This is a genomic window from Rhodococcus olei (assembly GCF_039540555.1).
In the GTDB taxonomy this organism is placed as follows: Bacteria; Actinomycetota; Actinomycetes; order Mycobacteriales; family Mycobacteriaceae; genus Rhodococcus_G; species Rhodococcus_G olei.
In genome coordinates, this window is the sequence record NZ_BAABFB010000050.1 from 118,287 (window position 1) to 134,203 (window position 15,917).

Consider the following 15,917-nt stretch of genomic DNA (forward strand, 5'->3'; position numbering starts at 1 on the left):
CTCACCCACACACGGCCCCGTTCGACGCCGACCCGACGAGTTTCGCGTACTTCGCGAGCACTCCACGAGTGTAGCGGGGCGGCAACGGTTCCCAGCCCTCGGCCCGCCGCCTCAACTCGCCCTCGTCGACGAGGACGTCGAGTCGCCCGGACGCGACGTCGAGCCGGATCGGGTCGCCGTCGCGGACGTACGCGATCGGTCCGCCGTCGACGGCCTCCGGTGCCACGTGGCCGACGCACAGTCCGGTGGTGCCGCCGGAGAACCGGCCGTCGGTCAGCAACAGCACCTCCTTGCCGAGCCCGGCACCCTTGATCGCGGCGGTGATCGCGAGCATCTCCCGCATCCCCGGACCGCCCTTGGGGCCCTCGTAGCGGATCACGACCGCGTCACCGCCGGTGATCGTGCCGTCCTCGAGCGCGTCCAACGCGGCGCGTTCACGGTCGAAAACCCGTGCAGTGCCGGTGAACACGTTGGACTCGAACCCGGCGGACTTGACCACGGCACCGCCGGGGGCGAGCGACCCCGACAGGATCGTGATGCCGCCGGTCGGGTGGATCGGGGAGTGCATCGCCCGCAGCACCTTGCCGTCCGGGTCGGGCGGTGCGATCGAGGCGAGGTTCTCGGCGACGGTACGGCCGGTGACGGTCAGGCAGTCGCCGTGCAGCAGGCCGGCGTCCAGCAGCGCCTTCATGATCACCGGCACACCGCCGATGTGGTCGACATCCTTCATCACGTACGCCCCGAACGGTTTCACGTCGGCCAGGTGCGGGACCCGGGCGCCGACCCGGCGGAAGTCGTCGAGGCTCAACGACACTCCGGCCTCGTGCGCGATCGCGAGCAGGTGCAGCACCGCGTTCGTGGAGCCGCCGAACGCCATCACCACCGCGATCGCGTTCTCGAAGGCCTCCTTCGTGAGGATGTCGGACGCGGTGATGCCGCGGCGCAGCAGTTCGACGACGGCCTGCCCGCTGCGTCGCGCGTAGCCGTCGCGGCGGCGGTCGGTGGCCGGCGGCGCCGCGGACCCGGGCAGTGACATGCCGAGGGCCTCGGCGGCGCTGGCCATCGTGTTCGCGGTGTACATGCCCCCGCACGCGCCCTCGCCGGGGCAGATGGCCCGTTCGATCGCGTCGACGTCCTCGCGGCTCATCAGCCCCCGCGCGCACGCCCCGACCGCCTCGAACGCGTCGATGATGGTGACGTCCTTCTCGGTGCCGTCGGAGAGCTTCGCGGTGCCGGGCAGGATCGACCCGGCGTACAGGAAGACGGACGCCAGGTCGAGCCGGGCCGCGGCCATCAGCATTCCGGGCAGCGACTTGTCGCATCCGGCGAGCAGCACCGAGCCGTCCAGGCGTTCGGCCTGCATCACGGTCTCGACGCTGTCGGCGATCACCTCCCGCGACACCAGCGAGAAATGCATGCCTTCGTGGCCCATCGAGATGCCGTCGGAGACCGAGATCGTGCCGAATTCCAGGGGGTAGCCGCCGGCGGCGTGCACCCCGTCCTTGACGGCCTGCGCGAGCCGGTCGAGTGACAGGTTGCACGGGGTGATCTCGTTCCACGACGACGCGACCCCGATCTGGGACTTGCCCCAGTCCTCGTCGCCCATGCCGACCGCACGCAGCATGCCGCGGGCCGCGGTCTTCTCCAACCCGTCGGTGACGTCGCGGCTGCGGGGTTTGATGTCGGGTTCGCTCGTCATCTCGCACCTCCCGGGGCGGTCGGTCTGGGGTCGCGGCCGGTCAGGGCGATCAGCCGGTCCTGCAGCGGGGCACCGTCCGGCACCGCAACGGGATTCGCGAACAGGCCGCTGGCGACGAGCATGTCGCGCTGCTGGTCGAGCACCTCCCAGACGCCGGCGACGAGTGCGGGGTCGAGGTTCTCGTCCACGCCGACCGCGCGCGAAAGATCCCACGCGTGGATCGTCACGTCGGAAACCTGCTCGCGCAGATAGTGCTCCACCGTGACGGTCGCGTACGACAGGTGCACCGGCGCCGCGGGCGGGGCGACGTCCCACGCCGCGATCGCCAACCCGGAGAAGAGGTTCCACTCCGCGACGAGATCGTCGCCGAGCGGACGGATCCGGCTTTCGGCGTCGGCGACCGTCAGGCCGCCCAGCAGCGGCGGCACCCACTGCTGTTCGGCGACGACGTGCCGCACCAGTGCCGCGACGTCCCACTCGGAATCGGGGGTGGGGGCGGACCAGTCGGTGACGGCCTCGATGCGGGTGGAGAATTCGTGGTGGGCTCGGCGCAGCAACGCGAGCCACTCCAGCGCCACGGCCGCCGCCCTACTGCTGCGCCGGATCGGGACGGATCACGCTGAACACTCCGCCGGTCGGGTCGGCGATCACCGCGATCCGTCCGGCGCCGGGAACGTCGAACGGTTCGGCCATCACCGATCCGCCTGCGGTGGTGGCGATTTCCGCGGACGCATCCGCATCGTCGGTGGCGAAGTAGACGTGCCAGTGGGTTGGGACCTGCGGCATCCGAGGCGTCGTGCACCCGCCGATGTCCTCGCCACCGGCGTGGAGCAGCGTGTAGGTCCCGTCCGGCATCGGCGCCTCCGTGTGCGTCATGCCGATCACGTCGCGATAGAACGCGAGGGCCGCCGCCGGGTCCGGTGTGATCAGCTCCGACCAGACGAGAGTGCCGGTCTCCTTCTCCAGCGTTGCACCGATGTGCTGTCCGGCCTCCCACAATCCGACCACGGCACCGGTCGGATCCGCCACGAACGCCATCCGTCCGGATTCCCCGACGTCGTCGGGACCCATCAGCACCTGACCACCCGCGCCGGCGACCCTCGCCGTCACCGCGGTGACGTCGTCGGCGGCGAGGTAGGTGTTCCAGTGCGACGGTGTGTCCTCCGGGGTGCCGGGAGGCTGCCCGCCGACCGCGCCGACGTAGTGCCCGTGCAGCCGTGCCATCGAGTAGATCCCGCCGCCGGGGTTGGGCATGTCCTCGAACTCCCAGCCCAACAGCCGTGTGTAGAAGGTCTTCGCGGCGGAGGGGTCGGCGGCCGACAGGTCGACCCAGCAGGGGACGCCTTCCGGATAGCTCGAACGGGTGGGCATGGTGACGTCCTTTCGCTCGGGAAATTCGGTCCTGCTGGGTGTCGCCCGCGCCGGGGTGACGCCCACCGTTCACGTTTCCAGCCCGTCGCCGGTTTGGAAAGAGGTTGCCGGGAAGTGGTCGCTCGAGCCCAGCTCACCGGGAGCGTTCGCGGTTCGGGTCGATCGAGGGAGCGGCGATGTCGCAGTGCGGCCGGCATTCGATCGAGTCGTCGTGCGGTACGGCGGGTTTCGACGCCGGAACCATCACGAAGGCCAGCGCGGCGCCGGCGAGCATCAGTCCGGTGCAGATCAGCATCGCGGTGCGGAATCCGGCGGAGAACGCCGACGCGTCACCGTAGTCGGTGATCCCGGCCAGGCCGGGCAACGCCGCGACGGCGAGCAGCTGGGCGCTGCGGGCGACGGCATTGTTGACTCCCGACGCGATCCCGGCCCGGTCGGTGGAGACCGAGTTCAGCACCGCCCCGGTCAGCGGCGCGACGAGGGTGGACAGGCCGAGGCCGAACACCAGCACCGCAGGCAGCACGTCGGTGAGATACGAGGCCCCCGGACCGATCCGGAGCATCAGCAGCAGGCCGGCCGCACCGACGACGGGCCCGGCCGTCATCGGCAGCCGCGGCCCGTGATGCTGCGCCCAGCGACCCGCCCGGGCCGAGAGCGCGAGCATCAGCACCGTGATCGGCAGCGTCGCGAGGCCGGACGCCATCGGCGAATAGCCGGCGACGATCTGCAGCTGCAGGACCAGCAGGAAGAACACCCCGCCGAGCGCCGCGTACACGGTCAGCGTCACCAGGTTCGCGGCGGTGAACACCCGGGACCGGAACAGCGACGGTGGTACCAGCGGGTCGGTGGAACGCCGCTCGACGACCACGAACACCCCGAACAGCGCGATCCCGGCCACGACCGGCGCCGGGTGCCCGCCGATCAGGCCGTACGTGAGTGCCGCGAGCGCGACGATGCCGAGGACGGTGCCGGGCACGTCGAGCCGCCCGTGCGCGTTCGGGTCACGGCTGTCGGGGACGTGTCGGACCGCCACCCACACCACGGCCACCGCGAGCGGTAGGTTCAGCCAGAACACCGCCCGCCAGCTCGCCACCTCGACCAGCCAGCCGCCGACCAGCGGGCCGGCCGCCGACGCGACCCCGCCGAGCCCGGACCACAGTCCGATCGCGGTGCCGTGGTCGTCGGGGTCGATCGTCGCGGACAGCAACGCCAGACTGCCGGGGGTGAGCAGCGCGGCGCCGACCCCCTGCAGGACCCGGGCCGCGACGAGGACGCCGATGGTCGGCGCGAGCGCGCACCCGATCGATGCGACGGTGAACCACACCGTGCCCCACACGAAGACGCGGCGCCGGCCGAGCCGGTCGCCGAGGGCCCCGGCGAGCAGGATCAGTGACGCCAGCGTGAGCGTGTAGCCGCTGAGCACCCACTGCAGGCCGGCGACCGTCGCGCCGAGGTCCTCGCCGATCCGCGGCAGCGCGATGTTCACCACCGTCGCGTCCAGCATCGCCAGCGACGAACCCAGGACCGTCGCGAGCACCACCGCGCGGCCGGTCGGGGACCGGAGCGGGACCGTCATGGCGTCGAGGCTACGCCGCGGACATTAGCGCCAGCGGGATTCAAACTCGTCACCAGCGCTTTCGCCGGCGAATCCGGTTCGGGGAGGCTGTTCGGGCGGCGGCGTGCGGTTTAGTGACTCCCGATTGCACACCACCACATCTCGAGGAGTCATCCATGGGTTCGTCCGACGACGACATCAAGCTCATCAAGCAGGTTCAGCCGATCGTGACGGGCCTGGGCACGATCATCGGCGGTGTCGGCGCCGTACTCACCGTCGGCGCTGCGCTCGCGTCCTTCAGCTGACCTGCCGTCCCGGCCACGACGCCGGAACGCACGACGGTGCCCCACCTCCGGGAGGTGGGGCACCGGCGTGTCTGTGCAGAGTCAGAGCGCGATCCAGGTGGCGTGCGCCCGACCGAGTTCCCGGCCGTCGGCGCCGTACGCGGTGGTCGCGGTCCACACCTTGCGTCGCTCGGATCCGAGGAAGCGGGCCGTCACCACGCAGTCCTCGCCGGGCTCCGGGGTCGCGGTGACCCGGCCGGTGATCGAGCCCAGGACCATCGGCATCCGGTCGGCGGCCGTCCAGGCTCCGGGGCAGTCGAGTGCCGCCCACACGATTTCGGCGCGGCCCGCGAGGTCGTCGCCGACGCGCCACGCTCCGGCGACGGTGCCGGAGCCGACCGGACCGGCGAACAGTCGCAGGCCGTCGCCGGGCTCGCGGGCGTTGCCGCAGACGAAGCAGCGGGGGAACGGGCTGTCGTCGACGGCGCCGGAGGCCGCGTCCGACGCCGCGCGGGCGGTCGCGAGATCGACCCGTTCGACCACCGGGATCTCCACATCGGGGGCGGCGGTGGCCTCCACCACCGTCGCGTCCCCGTCGGACACCACGGTCCGGCCGTCGGCGGTGGCCACGCCGAGCGCCGTCTCCAGCGGCGGCGGCAGCCGCAGCGACACGGTCGCCGGACCCTCCCCGAGGGTCGCCGCGGTCACGCCGGCGACATAGCCGCCGTTGCCGGAGCCGTCGGGGCCGTTGAAGCGGGCGGGAATCACGAGCGTCATGGAACTCCGTCCCAGGCGACCGCGCCGCCTGTGAGTGGTTTGCACACCCCGATGAAACCACTCACAGGCAGCGGAGCTGCCTAGCTGTAGTCGTAGAAGCCGCGGCCGGACTTACGACCGAGGCGACCCGCGTCGACCATCCGGCGCAGCAACGCCGGCGGCGCGTAGTGCGGCTCGGCGAACTCGGCGTACAACGACTCCGACGCCGCGAGCGCGACGTCCAGACCGACCGTGTCGAGCAGCGTCAGCGGGCCCATCGGGTAGCCACAGCCACCCTTCATCGCCGCGTCGATGTCCTCGGCGGTCGCGTAACCCGACTCGAGCATCCGCACCGCCTGGCACAGGTACGGGATCAGCAGCGCGTTGACGATGAACCCGGACCGGTCCCCGGCCTGCACGGTGGTCTTGCGCAGCGTGTTCTTGGCGTAGTCGGTGACCGCCGCGGCGGTCTCCGGGGACGTGACGAGGGTGGAGATGATCTCCACCAGCGGCATCACGGGCACCGGGTTGAAGAAGTGCACGCCGACGACCTGCTCGGGGCGGGAGGTGGCGCCGGCGACCTTGATCACCGGGATGGAGGAGGTGTTCGTCGCGAGGATGCCGGACGGCTTGACGATCTTGTCGAGCTTGCCGAAGATCTCGTACTTCAGCGCCTCGATCTCCGGGGCGGCCTCGATGACGAGGTCCCGGTCGGCGAACTCCTCGATGTCGAGGGTCACGCGGACCCGCGCGATGGCGGCGTCGGCCTCCTCCTGGGAGATCTTGCCCCTCGCGACGCCGCGGGAGATCGACGACGCGATCCGCTCGGTCGCGGCGTCGGCGAACTCCTGCTTCGTCTCGAGCACCAGGACGTCGCTCCCGGCCTTCGCGCACACCTCGGCGATGCCGGCACCCATGGTGCCGCCACCGATCACTCCGATCAGCTCCACTGTCATCTCTCCAAACCTGAATGATCTTTCACATTGGTCGTGGGACATTCTGCTACGGGCCGGTAACAACGCCGTCGGCCGCCCGCAGCTCGTTCTTCCGGATCTTCCCGGTCGGGGTGCGCGGCAGGTCCGATGCGAACGCGATGTCGCGCGGCACCTTGTACCCGGCGAGCAGGCCCCGGGTGTGGGCGATCAGCTCATCGGCGGTCATCTCGGCACCGGCCCTGAGCAGCACGAACGCCTTCGGCCGCTCGCCCCACCTGTCGTCCGGGACGCCGATCACCGCGACGTCCGCGACGGCCGGATGGGAGACGATCGCCTGCTCCACCTCGACGGTGGAGATGTTCTCGCCGCCGGAGATGATGATGTCCTTGGCTCGGTCCTTGAGCTGGATGTACCCGTCGGGGTGCATGACGCCCAGGTCGCCGGTGTGGAACCAGCCGCCCGCGAACGCCTCGGCGGTGGCCTTCTCGTCCTTGTAGTAGCCGAGCATCACGTTGTTGCCCCGCAGCACGATCTCGCCGAGGCTGACCCCGTCCGCGGGGACGTCGTTCATCTGCGGGTCGACGACGCGTGCGGTCTCGGCCTGCACCATCCCGACGCCCTGCCGGGAGATCAGCACCGCCCGCTCGGCCGGGTCGAGCTGCGCCCACGACTCCTGCGGCTCGCAGATCGTGTACGGGCCGTACACCTCGGTCAGGCCGTACACGTGCACGACGGTGATGCCGAGGGCCTCGAGCTTGCCGATGATCGTCGGCGAGGGCGGGGCGCCTGCGGTGGTGATGCGCAGCGGCGTGCTCAGCGGGTGTGCCTGCGCGGCGTCGGCGATCGTGGAGCACACGGTCGGGGCTCCGCACAGGTGGGTGATGCCGAGGGTGTCGATCGCGTCCCAGATCGGTTCGGCGCGCACGGCCCGCAGGCACACGTGGGTGCCGCCGGCGGCGGTGACGGCCCACGGGGTGCACCAGCCGTTGCAGTGGAACATCGGCAGCGTCCACAGGTACTTGGTCGCACCGGTGAACCCGTTGTGGAAGGTCTCGCCGAGCGAGTTCAGGTACGCGCCACGGTGGGAGTACATGACGCCCTTGGGTTTTCCGGTGGTTCCGGAGGTGTAGTTGATCGCGATCGGGGTCAGCTCGTCGGCGACCGTCCACGGCAGCGGCGCGTCGTCGACCGGGGTCGCGAGCAGGTCCGCGTACGTGCTCGTCGCGACGCCGGTGACCGGGCTGTCGATCGTGATCGTGGAGTCGGGGATCTCGACGACCTCGCGCACCGACGGCACGGTGTCGCGAACGGTGGTGACCGAGCCCAGGAACTCGGAGTCCACGAACAGGATCGACGTCCCGGAGTGGTCGAGGATGTACTCGAGCTCGGGACCCGCGAGGCGCGAGTTCAGCGCGATCAGCACCCCTCCGGCGAGCGGGACCGCGAAGTGCGCCATCAGCAGCTCGGGGGTGTTGGGGGACAGGTAGGCGACCCGGTCGCCGGGTGCGATGCGGGCCGCGAGCACCTTCGCCAGGCGCTGCACCGCGTCGCCGAACTCGCGATAGCTGTACCGGCGGTCACCGTGGACGATCGCGGTGCGGTCGGGGAAGACCGACGCAGAGCGCTCCAGGAAACGCAGGGGGCTGAGCTCGGAGTGGTTCGCGGCCAGGGCGGTCATGGGTGATTTCTCCAGGTGGGGCGGGCCCCGTCGGGTTGTGACTGGGCTTACAGGCGTCACGCTCGACGGTAGGAGCCACTCCGCGGCGGCCGCTACCCTACGAAGTGGGTATATCCGTGACGACGAGATCGCGATGAACGAGACACCGAGATCGAACGACCTGCTGCGGCCGAGCGACGAGGACGCGCTGCGCGCCGAACTGCGGGCGCTGAGCACGTCGACCGCATTCCCCGTCCTGTTCGGCGGGGCGGTCGCCGGCGGCGTGATGCTGCTGTCCGGCTTCGCAGGCACCCGCAGCCGAATCCTGCGCGGACTGACGATCGACTTCCGCTGCGGACTCGGCGGCCGGGCGGTCGCCGAGCAGCGACCCGAGGCCGCCCCCGACTACTTCGCCTCCGACCACATCACCCACGAGTACGACGTCCACGTCGCCGGGGAGGGCATCGAGTCGCTGTTGGCCGTCCCGGTCGTCGTGCGCGGTGTGACGCGCGGCGCCCTGTACGGCGGGCTGCGGGCGCGTCGCCCGATCGGCGAGGTGATGACCGATCCGGTGCTGCGGGCGGCGGACCGGCTGGCCCGGGAGATCGAGATCCGCGACGAGGTGGACCGGCGTGTCGCGCTGCTGTCCAACACCGAGCCGCGGGCGCAGCGCTCGGTGTCCGAGTCGGAGCGGATCACCGAGAGCTACCTGGCCCTGCACGAGCTCGCCGGGCGTATCTCCGACGAGTCGGTGGCCGCCCAGCTGCGCCACGTGGAGGCGACGCTGCGCTCACTGGCCGGCGGTGACGACGCGGCGGACACGTCGATCACGTTGTCGCCCAGGGAGTTCGATGTTCTCTCCCACGTCGCCCTCGGGTGCCGCAACGCGGAGATCGCCGAAAGGCTTGCCCTCAGTGTGGAAACCGTCAAGACCTACATGCGCAATCTGATGGCCAAACTCGAGGTCGGCAGTCGGCAGGAGGCGGTGTTCGCGGCGCGGCGGCGGGGGTTGCTGCCGTAGGACCGCCGGCGGGGAGGCGCCGGACGTCAGAGCTCGTCGAGTGAGATGAGTCCGTCCTGGATCGCACGGGCGACGAGCGCGGCCTTGGTCGGCGCGGGCCGGCCGACAGAGGTGTACTTCGCGCGCACCCGGGCCAGGTGGGTGTTGACGGTGCCCAGCGAGACGAACAGCTCGGCCGCGACGGCGTTCTTGGAGTCGCAGCGCAGCCACGCCAGCAGGACCTCGACCTCCCTGGGGGACAGGACGGGTTTGCGCAGCTGCCGCGGTGCGGCCGGTCGGGTGTCGAGGTGCGTTCGGTGTTTGCGCTGGTCGAGCAGTGTGTTCACCCAAGTCCCCCCGGACTGTCCAGGCAGCCTCGCCACCGCGGCGGGCGCGTTCCTGTGAAAATCCTAAGTGTTCGGTGTCCGGGTGCCGAGACGCGAGTTCGATGCCCACAACAATAGGGGCACGCGGTTCCGTCAGGCCCCGGTGATCGAGCGAACCGCCTGGTAGTCGCGATCGGGTTCGTCGCCGTTGCGGACCTCGACCCGGACCCCGCCGACGCGGTCGAACTCGACTCGCCGCACCCGCGTGCCCTCCTCGATCACGATCGTCGCCGCGACCGCACGCCCGGCGGGTAGTGCCCGCGCGGTGAGGGTACCGCCCGCGGTGGCGTCGAGTTCGTCCACCAGCGCAACCCTGACGCGGACGACGAGAGCCGTGTCGGTGAGCCCGCCGTCGTCGAGCAGGATCACCCGGGTGCCGCGCCGGCGCGCGGCCGCGGTCGCCCGGGCGAGGTCTTCGTCGTCGGCGAACACCGGTGCGCGCAGTGTGTCCCGCAGCCGTTCCTCGAGCACCGCGCAGTGCTCGCGGTCGTCGGCGGTGAACACGCGGCCGCCCGCGGCCGCCTCGAGGAGGGGGCGCGCCGACGCATCGAGGGCGGCGAGGTGCCGTTCCCGTTCGGCGGTGACGGCCAATGTCATCGCCTCGTCCGCGGCCCGTTCGCTCTCCCGGTCCTGCAGCGTGAACACCACGAACGCCATCGGGCGGACGGTGACGGCGACGAGTACCGAAATCAGCACCGGGGCAAAGATGATCGTGGACAGGCGCAGGCCGCTGTTCCACCCCTGGTCTGTGACCGTGGTCCATGCAGTGAACGCCGCCATCGACAGCGCCGCGCCGACACAGGCGTGAACCATCCTGCCGCGCAACGACAGGAAACACAGGATCACCGCCACCGCACGCAGATGCCAGATGTCGCTCATGATCCAATCCCGCGTCGGAATCTGGGGGAGCACCAACAGGCAGGTGACCGGCCCGAGCAGGGTCAGCGCGGTCGCGGTCGGAGCCGGCATCGGGTCTCCGGGCACCGCGACGATCGCGAATGCGCCCGCCGTGCAGAGGGCGAGTGCGGCCAGGATCGGCCACACATGCTGTGCATCACCGAGATACGTGACGGCACGTAACGCGGAGGTGACGCAGAACGCCAGGACGACGACCTTCGCGATGGGGCGGTCCATCCACAGGAGGGTGCGGATATCCCGTGGGCCCGTGCCCTTCCCGGTTGTGCGCTTCGTGCGCGGAGCCGGGCGTCGTGTGCGGCTCACGGCTGTACCGACCACAGCAGCGTGACCTGGGTGCCCCGACCGGGCGCCGAGCGGATCACCGCCGTGCATCCGGCCGCGGTGTCCATCCGCGCCCGGATGCTCGTCCGAATCCCCAGCCGTAGTCCGGGCACCCGGTCCGGGTCGAAGCCGCGGCCGTTGTCGGCGACCACCACACGCAGTTCGCCTGGGTCGGCGTCGATCGCGATCAGGCGGTCCGCGTACCGGTCGTGGGTGTCCGCGTGCTGCATGCTGTTGCGCAGTGCCTCGGCGGCGGCGGACGCGATCGCACGGGCGGCGGCCCGTGGGACGAGAAGCGAGTCGGTCCGGATGTCGAAGTCGACGGGGATGTCGCCGTCGACTTCGACGAGGGCGGCGCGGATCAGCCCGACGGCAGTGGTCACGTCGAGGCCCTCGTCGGCGACGTTGCTCGTCCGGAGGCAGTCGAGTTCGGCGAGCGCGATTGCGGCCTGTCCGCTCAGTTCCGGGGTGTTGCCGCGCTGTGCGAGGCCGAGCAGTGTCGAGGTGACGCGGTCGTGGATCAGCGCGTGGAAGCGGCCGCGTTCGACGTCGCGCGCGGCGAGCGCCGCGGCGGTGGCCGAATGGTGGACGGAGGATGCGATGGTCCGGTCGAGGGTGCGACCGGTCTGCACTGCGGCGATCGTCGCGACGGTGAACAAACTGCAGAACACGATCACCGCCAGGATTTCCACCGGCAGCACGACGTGCTCCTGGCCGTCGCGGGTGACGTACCGGACCACCTCGGCGGTGCCCGCGCTGACCGCCAGGTAGGCCAGGCTCGTTGCGGGCCGCCAGGTCAGTGCGGCAGCCATCGTGACGAGGCCCGGGAAGGTGGCCAGCCACACGTCGAGGTTGGACGGGATGTGCCCGTCCACGACGGCGAGCCAGGACACCAGTGTGATCAGGTATCCGGCCGCCGCTGCGGTGCCGCATCGCCGGATCCAGCGTGGATCGGTCGCCTTGGCGGCCGGCCAGAGTGCCAGGAGCGGGAGCAACACGAGGGCGGCGGCGATCGGTGTCCACCACCGAGGAACGATCGCGGACAGGGCGATCGCGTTCCGGGTGAGGAGCACTCCGAACACCAGCGCGGCCGCACCGAGGAACCGGGCGAACGTGCGAATGATCTGTTCCTCGGCGGCGCCGACGCCCGTGGGCCGCGACATCGAGGCACCGTGCTCGACCGGGGGAGCGGGACCGATCATCGCTCTCGGCCGAACAGTGGAGGTGTCACAGCTCGTCGAGCGAGATCAGGCCGTCCTGCACGGCTCGCGCCACCAGCGCAGCCTTGGTCGGTGCGGGGCGTCCGACCTCGCTGTACTTGGTGCGGATGCGTGCCAGATGGGTGTTCACGGTCCCGATGGACAGGAAGAGGTGGGTGGCCACCGAGTTCTTGGAGTCGCAGCGCAGCCAGCTCAGCAGCACCTCGATCTCGCGGGGGGACAACTGCGGGCGGCGCAGCTGCTGCCGCGGCGTGCACCGGACTGCCATGTGTGTCCGATGGTGCTGGTCGAGCGCAGCGGTCATGTCGGCCCCCTCGTTGGTGCGTGCGGACGCAGAGGACTCGGCTCCCGTCCGGAGGCCTCTGCGTCGACGACGGTATGCGCCGCGGTCGGTGCGCCGACAGACAGAACTTTCCTGCCCGTAGAACTCGGGGCACGGTTAGATGCACGAAGGGCCGACCGGGCGTCCGTCCGAGCCGAACTCGACCCGGCGCACACTGTCGGCGGTGCTGCACAGGATCGTCGCCGTCGCGTCCCGCCCTGGCGGCAGGATGCGGACGGTGACCGCGCCTGCCTCGGCCGCGAACAACTCCTCGGCGACGCTGTCGAGGAAGCGGCGCCGGGCCTCCGCGGTCGCGTGGTCCATCGCGTGGTCGTCGAGCAGGATCACCTCGACGCCGCGGCCGCGGGCACTGCGGGCGGCCGCGACGACGGCCGGATCGGTCAGCGCGGGCGCCCGGACACTGTCCCGGAGATGCGCTTCGAGCAGACGGCAGGCGAGCCGCTCGTCGGCGGACAGGGCATCTCCCGCCGCGATGCGCGCGAGCAGCGGCCGCGCCTGTTCGTCGAGCCGACGCAGTTGGCGGTCGCGTTCCTCCAGAATGGCGGAGTCGGCGGCCTCGGCCGCGGCCCGCCGGGTGGTCTGCTCCCGCAGCGTGAAGATCGCCCGCGCGGACGGGCGGATCGTGTAGGCGAAGAACGTGGCCATCAGCAGGGGCGCCAGGTTGATCACCGACATCACGAGTCCGTGTGCCGGGCCCTGGCCGGTCAAGGTCGCCCACACGACGCACGTGGTGATCGTCGAGAGCATTCCCAGCCACGCGAACCCCGGCCGTCCGCGGACACACAGGAACGCGTAGATCGCGGTGACCGCACCCAGCGGCCACGTCTGCAACGGGCTGGAGACCGGTATCGGCAGCACCCCGAGGACGAGGGCGACGGCCACCGGACCGAGCGCGGTCAGCGCCCATGTCGGCCTCATCGGCAGCGGGTCGCCGGGCGCGCGGACGATCGCGACCGCGCCGACGCTGACGGCCGCGACGGCGACCGCGATCGGCCAGAACGAGCTCACTCCGTCGCGGGAGACGACGGCGAGCAGCAGAAACGTCGCCGAGTAGAACACCACGATCGCGTTGGCCGCAGGGCTCCGCATGCCGATCAGGGTGCGGGCGTCGTAGTCGTCGCCGATCGTGCGGACCGCCTGCGTCATGACGCGTCCCACGTGAGGTGGACCCGGGTGCCGGCACCGGGCCGTGAGTCGATTCGGGCCGCACACCCGGGGTGCTGCCGCATCCGGCCCTTGATGCTGACGGCGAGGCCGAGGCGGTGTGCCGGCACCGTCCGTGGGTCGAACCCGCGTCCGGTGTCCGCGACCTCGACGGTCAGGCGCGACGCCCCGACGCTCGTGGTCACCGACCGCCGCGCGCCGGGGCCGGCGTGCCGGACACTGTTCCGCAGGGCCTCGGCGAGCGCGGCCCCGATCGCCCGCGCCGCATCCGCGGGCATCGTGAACGCCTCCGCTCCGGGCGCCCGCCGCACCTGGACCTCGACGCCGTCGTCCACCGACCCCGCCGCCGTGCGCAGGTGCGTGAGCACGTCGGCGGCACCGAACCGGTCGTCCGGTCCCGGACCCGCGCGCAGCGCGTCGAGTTGCTGCAGCGTCTGCGCGGCCTGACCGCTCAGGCTCGGCGTGGTTCCCTGCCGCGACGCGACCAGCAGCGTCGACATCACCCCGTCGTGGATCAGCGCGTCGAACCGGGCGCGTTCGACGGTGCGGGCACGACTGGCCGCCGCCGCGGCCGCGGCCGCGTGCGTGGCGTCGAGGGTCGAGTCGAGCACCCTGCCGGTGCGCAACGCCATCACCGCCGCACCGACGAACAGGGTGCAGAACATGATCGCGAACGCGATGTCGGGGACCAGCGGGCTGGTCGTGGCGGGGTCGCGGGCGAGGAAGTTGAACACCTGCACCCCGACACACGCGACAATCATGTGCGCGAACGCGAAGACGGGCCGCCACGCCGCGACCGCGGCGAGACTGGCGACCCCGGGGAACGTGGACAGCCACACCCCCTGCGGGTCGGTCAGGTCTGGTCCGGTCCACGCCCACATGCCGGTCCCCACGGCGATCAGGAACACGATCGCCGCCACACCGCCGCCGATCCGTAGACACCGGGTGTCGGGGAGCAGCGACGACAACCCGAACGCGAACCCAGACCCGAACACCGCGACCGCGGCCGCCGGCGTCCACCACACGTCGAACCGGCCGGCCTGCGAGATGATCGACGGGAGCAGGAGCAGCAGGTAGAAGAGATATCCGGCGCTGGTGAACACCCCGAACGTGCGCAGGATCCGGTCGGTGGCGCCCCGGCGTTCGGCGCCCGGCGCGGTCATCCGTGGTTGTCGCGTTTGGGGACCGGCAGCCAGCCGTCCTCGACGGCGCGCTTGTACAGGTCGGTCTTGGTGCGCGCGGGCCGGCCCGCCTCGGCGTACTTGGCGCGGATGCGGGCGAGGTAGTCGTTGACGGTGTGCGGGGCGAGACCGGTGAGGCTGGCGACCCGGGCGGCCTTCTCCCCGGACGCGTACAGGGCGAGCACGTCGCGCTGGCGCGGGCTCAGCCCAACGTCGTGCAGGCCGGGATCGCCGTCGATCGCGGCAGCCCACTCCGTGGTCACGACCTGTTCCCCGTTCGCCGCGGCGTCGATGGCGGCGATGACCGTCGCGGTCGGTTCGGACTTGCGCAGGACTCCGAGCACGCCGGCCTTGGCGGCCAACCGCACCAGGTACGGATCCTCCGCGCTGGTGAAGACGAGGGCCTCGAGGCCGGCGTCGCGCAGTTGTTCGACGTTCGATTTCGGGGAGGAGCCGTCGGCCAGGCGCAGGTCGAGGATCACCAGATCGAGCTGCTGCCCGGAGCCGAGCAGGTCGGGGACCGTCGGTGCCGACGCGGCGATCGTGAGGTTCGGGTGCCCGGACAGCATCGCCTCGAGTCCGATCACGACGGACTCGTGGTCCTCCACCACGCCGATTCGGCGAGGCCTGCTCTCGGAGTCGGCGAGTTCACCTCTGTCCGAATGGGTCTCAGTCACATTGCTCCTCACCGAGTGTCGGCCGTGCACTCGTGCGGTTGCGGTACGTGCCGGGAAATCGCTGTTGACGGTAGCAGTCGGCCTCGACATCGCCGCGAGGTCATCGCCCGGATTGCGGCAAATTAGCTCAGCTGTTCGATGAATGAGCAGGAATTGCCGTCCGGCGGCTCGGTCCGCGGGACGATACGCGCTCACTCTCGTGTCGGGCATCCGTCGATCAACCGACGGGTGAGGGTCGTCCGGTAACAGATACCGGCAGGTAGAGGTACCTGTCGCGGTTCGTTCGTCTAACGGATGAAGCAACAACTGGACATTCGACCAGAATCATCTGGACGGATGACCTGAAATCGCTCCGGGGCAGTTCGCTGCTGTGGTAAACACTTCGTCATCGCGAACCCGCTCCGGCCACATGGGACCCGTTGCCCGGAGCCGAATCTCGACTGTCGCGAC

At 70.9% G+C, this 15,917-nt stretch carries 14 protein-coding genes and 2 pseudogenes; 2 read left to right on the forward strand and 14 right to left on the reverse strand.

All coding sequences use genetic code 11. The features are described 5' to 3' along the window. Window position 1: 1 nt before the first annotated feature. From ilvD to ABD951_RS16110, 4 genes are all read right to left on the reverse strand, one after another. On the reverse strand, window positions 2-1,699 hold the full coding sequence (gene ilvD, locus ABD951_RS16095; RefSeq protein ID WP_345346808.1) for a dihydroxy-acid dehydratase: 1,698 nt from the start codon (window positions 1,697-1,699) through the stop codon (window positions 2-4). Then, window positions 1,696-2,277 (reverse strand): TIGR03086 family metal-binding protein, encoded by a 582-nt coding sequence (locus tag ABD951_RS16100; protein WP_345346811.1) that lies wholly within the window; start codon window positions 2,275-2,277, stop codon window positions 1,696-1,698. Before ABD951_RS16100 ends, ilvD begins: the two co-directional genes overlap by 4 nt. Before the next feature lie 10 nt (window positions 2,278-2,287). Continuing rightward, entirely contained in the window at window positions 2,288-3,070 is a 783-nt protein-coding gene (locus ABD951_RS16105) for a VOC family protein (RefSeq protein WP_345346814.1), read from the reverse strand. Window positions 3,071-3,203: 133 nt separating this feature from the next. Next, window positions 3,204-4,646 carry an MFS transporter gene (locus tag ABD951_RS16110; protein ID WP_345346817.1) on the reverse strand — a complete coding sequence of 481 codons (1,443 nt, stop codon included), beginning with the start codon at window positions 4,644-4,646 and terminating at the stop codon, window positions 3,204-3,206. A 155-nt stretch (window positions 4,647-4,801) separates the two neighbouring features. Between ABD951_RS16110 and ABD951_RS16115 the strand changes: the two genes are divergently transcribed. Continuing rightward, on the forward strand, window positions 4,802-4,930 hold the full coding sequence (locus ABD951_RS16115) for a hypothetical protein (protein WP_345346820.1): 129 nt from the start codon (window positions 4,802-4,804) through the stop codon (window positions 4,928-4,930). An 81-nt stretch (window positions 4,931-5,011) separates the two neighbouring features. Here the strand turns inward: ABD951_RS16115 and ABD951_RS16120 are convergent, their stop codons facing one another. From ABD951_RS16120 to ABD951_RS16130, 3 genes are all read right to left on the reverse strand, one after another. Next, entirely contained in the window at window positions 5,012-5,686 is a 675-nt protein-coding gene (locus ABD951_RS16120; RefSeq protein ID WP_345346823.1) for a hypothetical protein, read from the reverse strand. 80 nt (window positions 5,687-5,766) lie between these two features. Next, the gene (locus tag ABD951_RS16125) at window positions 5,767-6,615 is read right to left on the reverse strand and encodes a 3-hydroxybutyryl-CoA dehydrogenase (protein ID WP_345347379.1); all 849 of its coding nucleotides are present in this window, start codon (window positions 6,613-6,615) and stop codon (window positions 5,767-5,769) included. A gap of 52 nt (window positions 6,616-6,667) precedes the next feature. Then, window positions 6,668-8,278: an acyl--CoA ligase family protein gene (locus ABD951_RS16130; protein ID WP_345346826.1), complete on the reverse strand. Its 1,611-nt coding sequence runs from the start codon at window positions 8,276-8,278 to the stop codon at window positions 6,668-6,670. Between the two features lie 133 nt (window positions 8,279-8,411). Here ABD951_RS16130 and ABD951_RS16135 point away from each other — a divergent pair, with 133 nt between their 5' ends. Continuing rightward, window positions 8,412-9,278 carry a LuxR C-terminal-related transcriptional regulator gene (locus ABD951_RS16135; RefSeq protein WP_345346829.1) on the forward strand — a complete coding sequence of 289 codons (867 nt, stop codon included), beginning with the start codon at window positions 8,412-8,414 and terminating at the stop codon, window positions 9,276-9,278. Window positions 9,279-9,304: 26 nt separating this feature from the next. Here the strand turns inward: ABD951_RS16135 and ABD951_RS16140 are convergent. From ABD951_RS16140 to ABD951_RS16170, 7 genes and pseudogenes are all read right to left on the reverse strand, one after another. Continuing rightward, a pseudogene (locus tag ABD951_RS16140) lies at window positions 9,305-9,529 on the reverse strand (response regulator transcription factor); the annotation flags it as partial. Window positions 9,530-9,736: 207 nt separating this feature from the next. Beyond that, window positions 9,737-10,777 carry a hypothetical protein gene (locus ABD951_RS16145; RefSeq protein ID WP_345346832.1) on the reverse strand — a complete coding sequence of 347 codons (1,041 nt, stop codon included), beginning with the start codon at window positions 10,775-10,777 and terminating at the stop codon, window positions 9,737-9,739. Between the two features lie 83 nt (window positions 10,778-10,860). Next, window positions 10,861-12,045: an ATP-binding protein gene (locus ABD951_RS16150; protein WP_345346835.1), complete on the reverse strand. Its 1,185-nt coding sequence runs from the start codon at window positions 12,043-12,045 to the stop codon at window positions 10,861-10,863. Window positions 12,046-12,109: 64 nt separating this feature from the next. Next, a pseudogene (locus ABD951_RS16155) lies at window positions 12,110-12,343 on the reverse strand (LuxR C-terminal-related transcriptional regulator); the annotation flags it as partial. 198 nt (window positions 12,344-12,541) lie between these two features. Beyond that, a complete protein-coding gene (locus ABD951_RS16160; RefSeq protein WP_345346838.1) occupies window positions 12,542-13,591 on the reverse strand; it encodes a hypothetical protein in 1,050 nt (349 codons plus the stop codon). Further along, entirely contained in the window at window positions 13,588-14,772 is a 1,185-nt protein-coding gene (locus tag ABD951_RS16165; protein WP_345346841.1) for a sensor histidine kinase, read from the reverse strand. The genes ABD951_RS16160 and ABD951_RS16165 overlap by 4 nt, the downstream gene beginning before the upstream one ends. Continuing rightward, complete coding sequence (locus tag ABD951_RS16170; protein WP_345347382.1) at window positions 14,769-15,359, reverse strand: response regulator transcription factor; 591 nt, start codon at window positions 15,357-15,359, stop codon at window positions 14,769-14,771. Before ABD951_RS16170 ends, ABD951_RS16165 begins: the two co-directional genes overlap by 4 nt. Between the last annotated feature and the right edge of the window lie 558 nt (window positions 15,360-15,917).

Bases quoted from the DNA above. Each gene is read 5' to 3' on its own strand.
- ABD951_RS16120 (WP_345346823.1), bottom strand. From the start codon at position 5,686: ATGACGCTCGTGATTCCCGCCCGCTTCAACGGCCCCGACGGCTCCGGC.
- ABD951_RS16110 (WP_345346817.1), bottom strand. From the start codon at position 4,646: ATGACGGTCCCGCTCCGGTCCCCGACCGGCCGCGCGGTGGTGCTCGCG.
- ilvD (WP_345346808.1), bottom strand. From the start codon at position 1,699: ATGACGAGCGAACCCGACATCAAACCCCGCAGCCGCGACGTCACCGAC.
- ABD951_RS16165 (WP_345346841.1), bottom strand. From the start codon at position 14,772: ATGACCGCGCCGGGCGCCGAACGCCGGGGCGCCACCGACCGGATCCTG.
- ABD951_RS16135 (WP_345346829.1), top strand. From the start codon at position 8,412: ATGAACGAGACACCGAGATCGAACGACCTGCTGCGGCCGAGCGACGAG.
- ABD951_RS16170 (WP_345347382.1), bottom strand. From the start codon at position 15,359: ATGCTGTCCGGGCACCCGAACCTCACGATCGCCGCGTCGGCACCGACG.
- ABD951_RS16130 (WP_345346826.1), bottom strand. From the start codon at position 8,278: ATGACCGCCCTGGCCGCGAACCACTCCGAGCTCAGCCCCCTGCGTTTC.
- ABD951_RS16105 (WP_345346814.1), bottom strand. From the start codon at position 3,070: ATGCCCACCCGTTCGAGCTATCCGGAAGGCGTCCCCTGCTGGGTCGAC.
- ABD951_RS16115 (WP_345346820.1), top strand. From the start codon at position 4,802: ATGGGTTCGTCCGACGACGACATCAAGCTCATCAAGCAGGTTCAGCCG.
- ABD951_RS16160 (WP_345346838.1), bottom strand. From the start codon at position 13,591: ATGACGCAGGCGGTCCGCACGATCGGCGACGACTACGACGCCCGCACC.
- ABD951_RS16145 (WP_345346832.1), bottom strand. From the start codon at position 10,777: ATGGACCGCCCCATCGCGAAGGTCGTCGTCCTGGCGTTCTGCGTCACC.
- ABD951_RS16150 (WP_345346835.1), bottom strand. From the start codon at position 12,045: ATGTCGCGGCCCACGGGCGTCGGCGCCGCCGAGGAACAGATCATTCGC.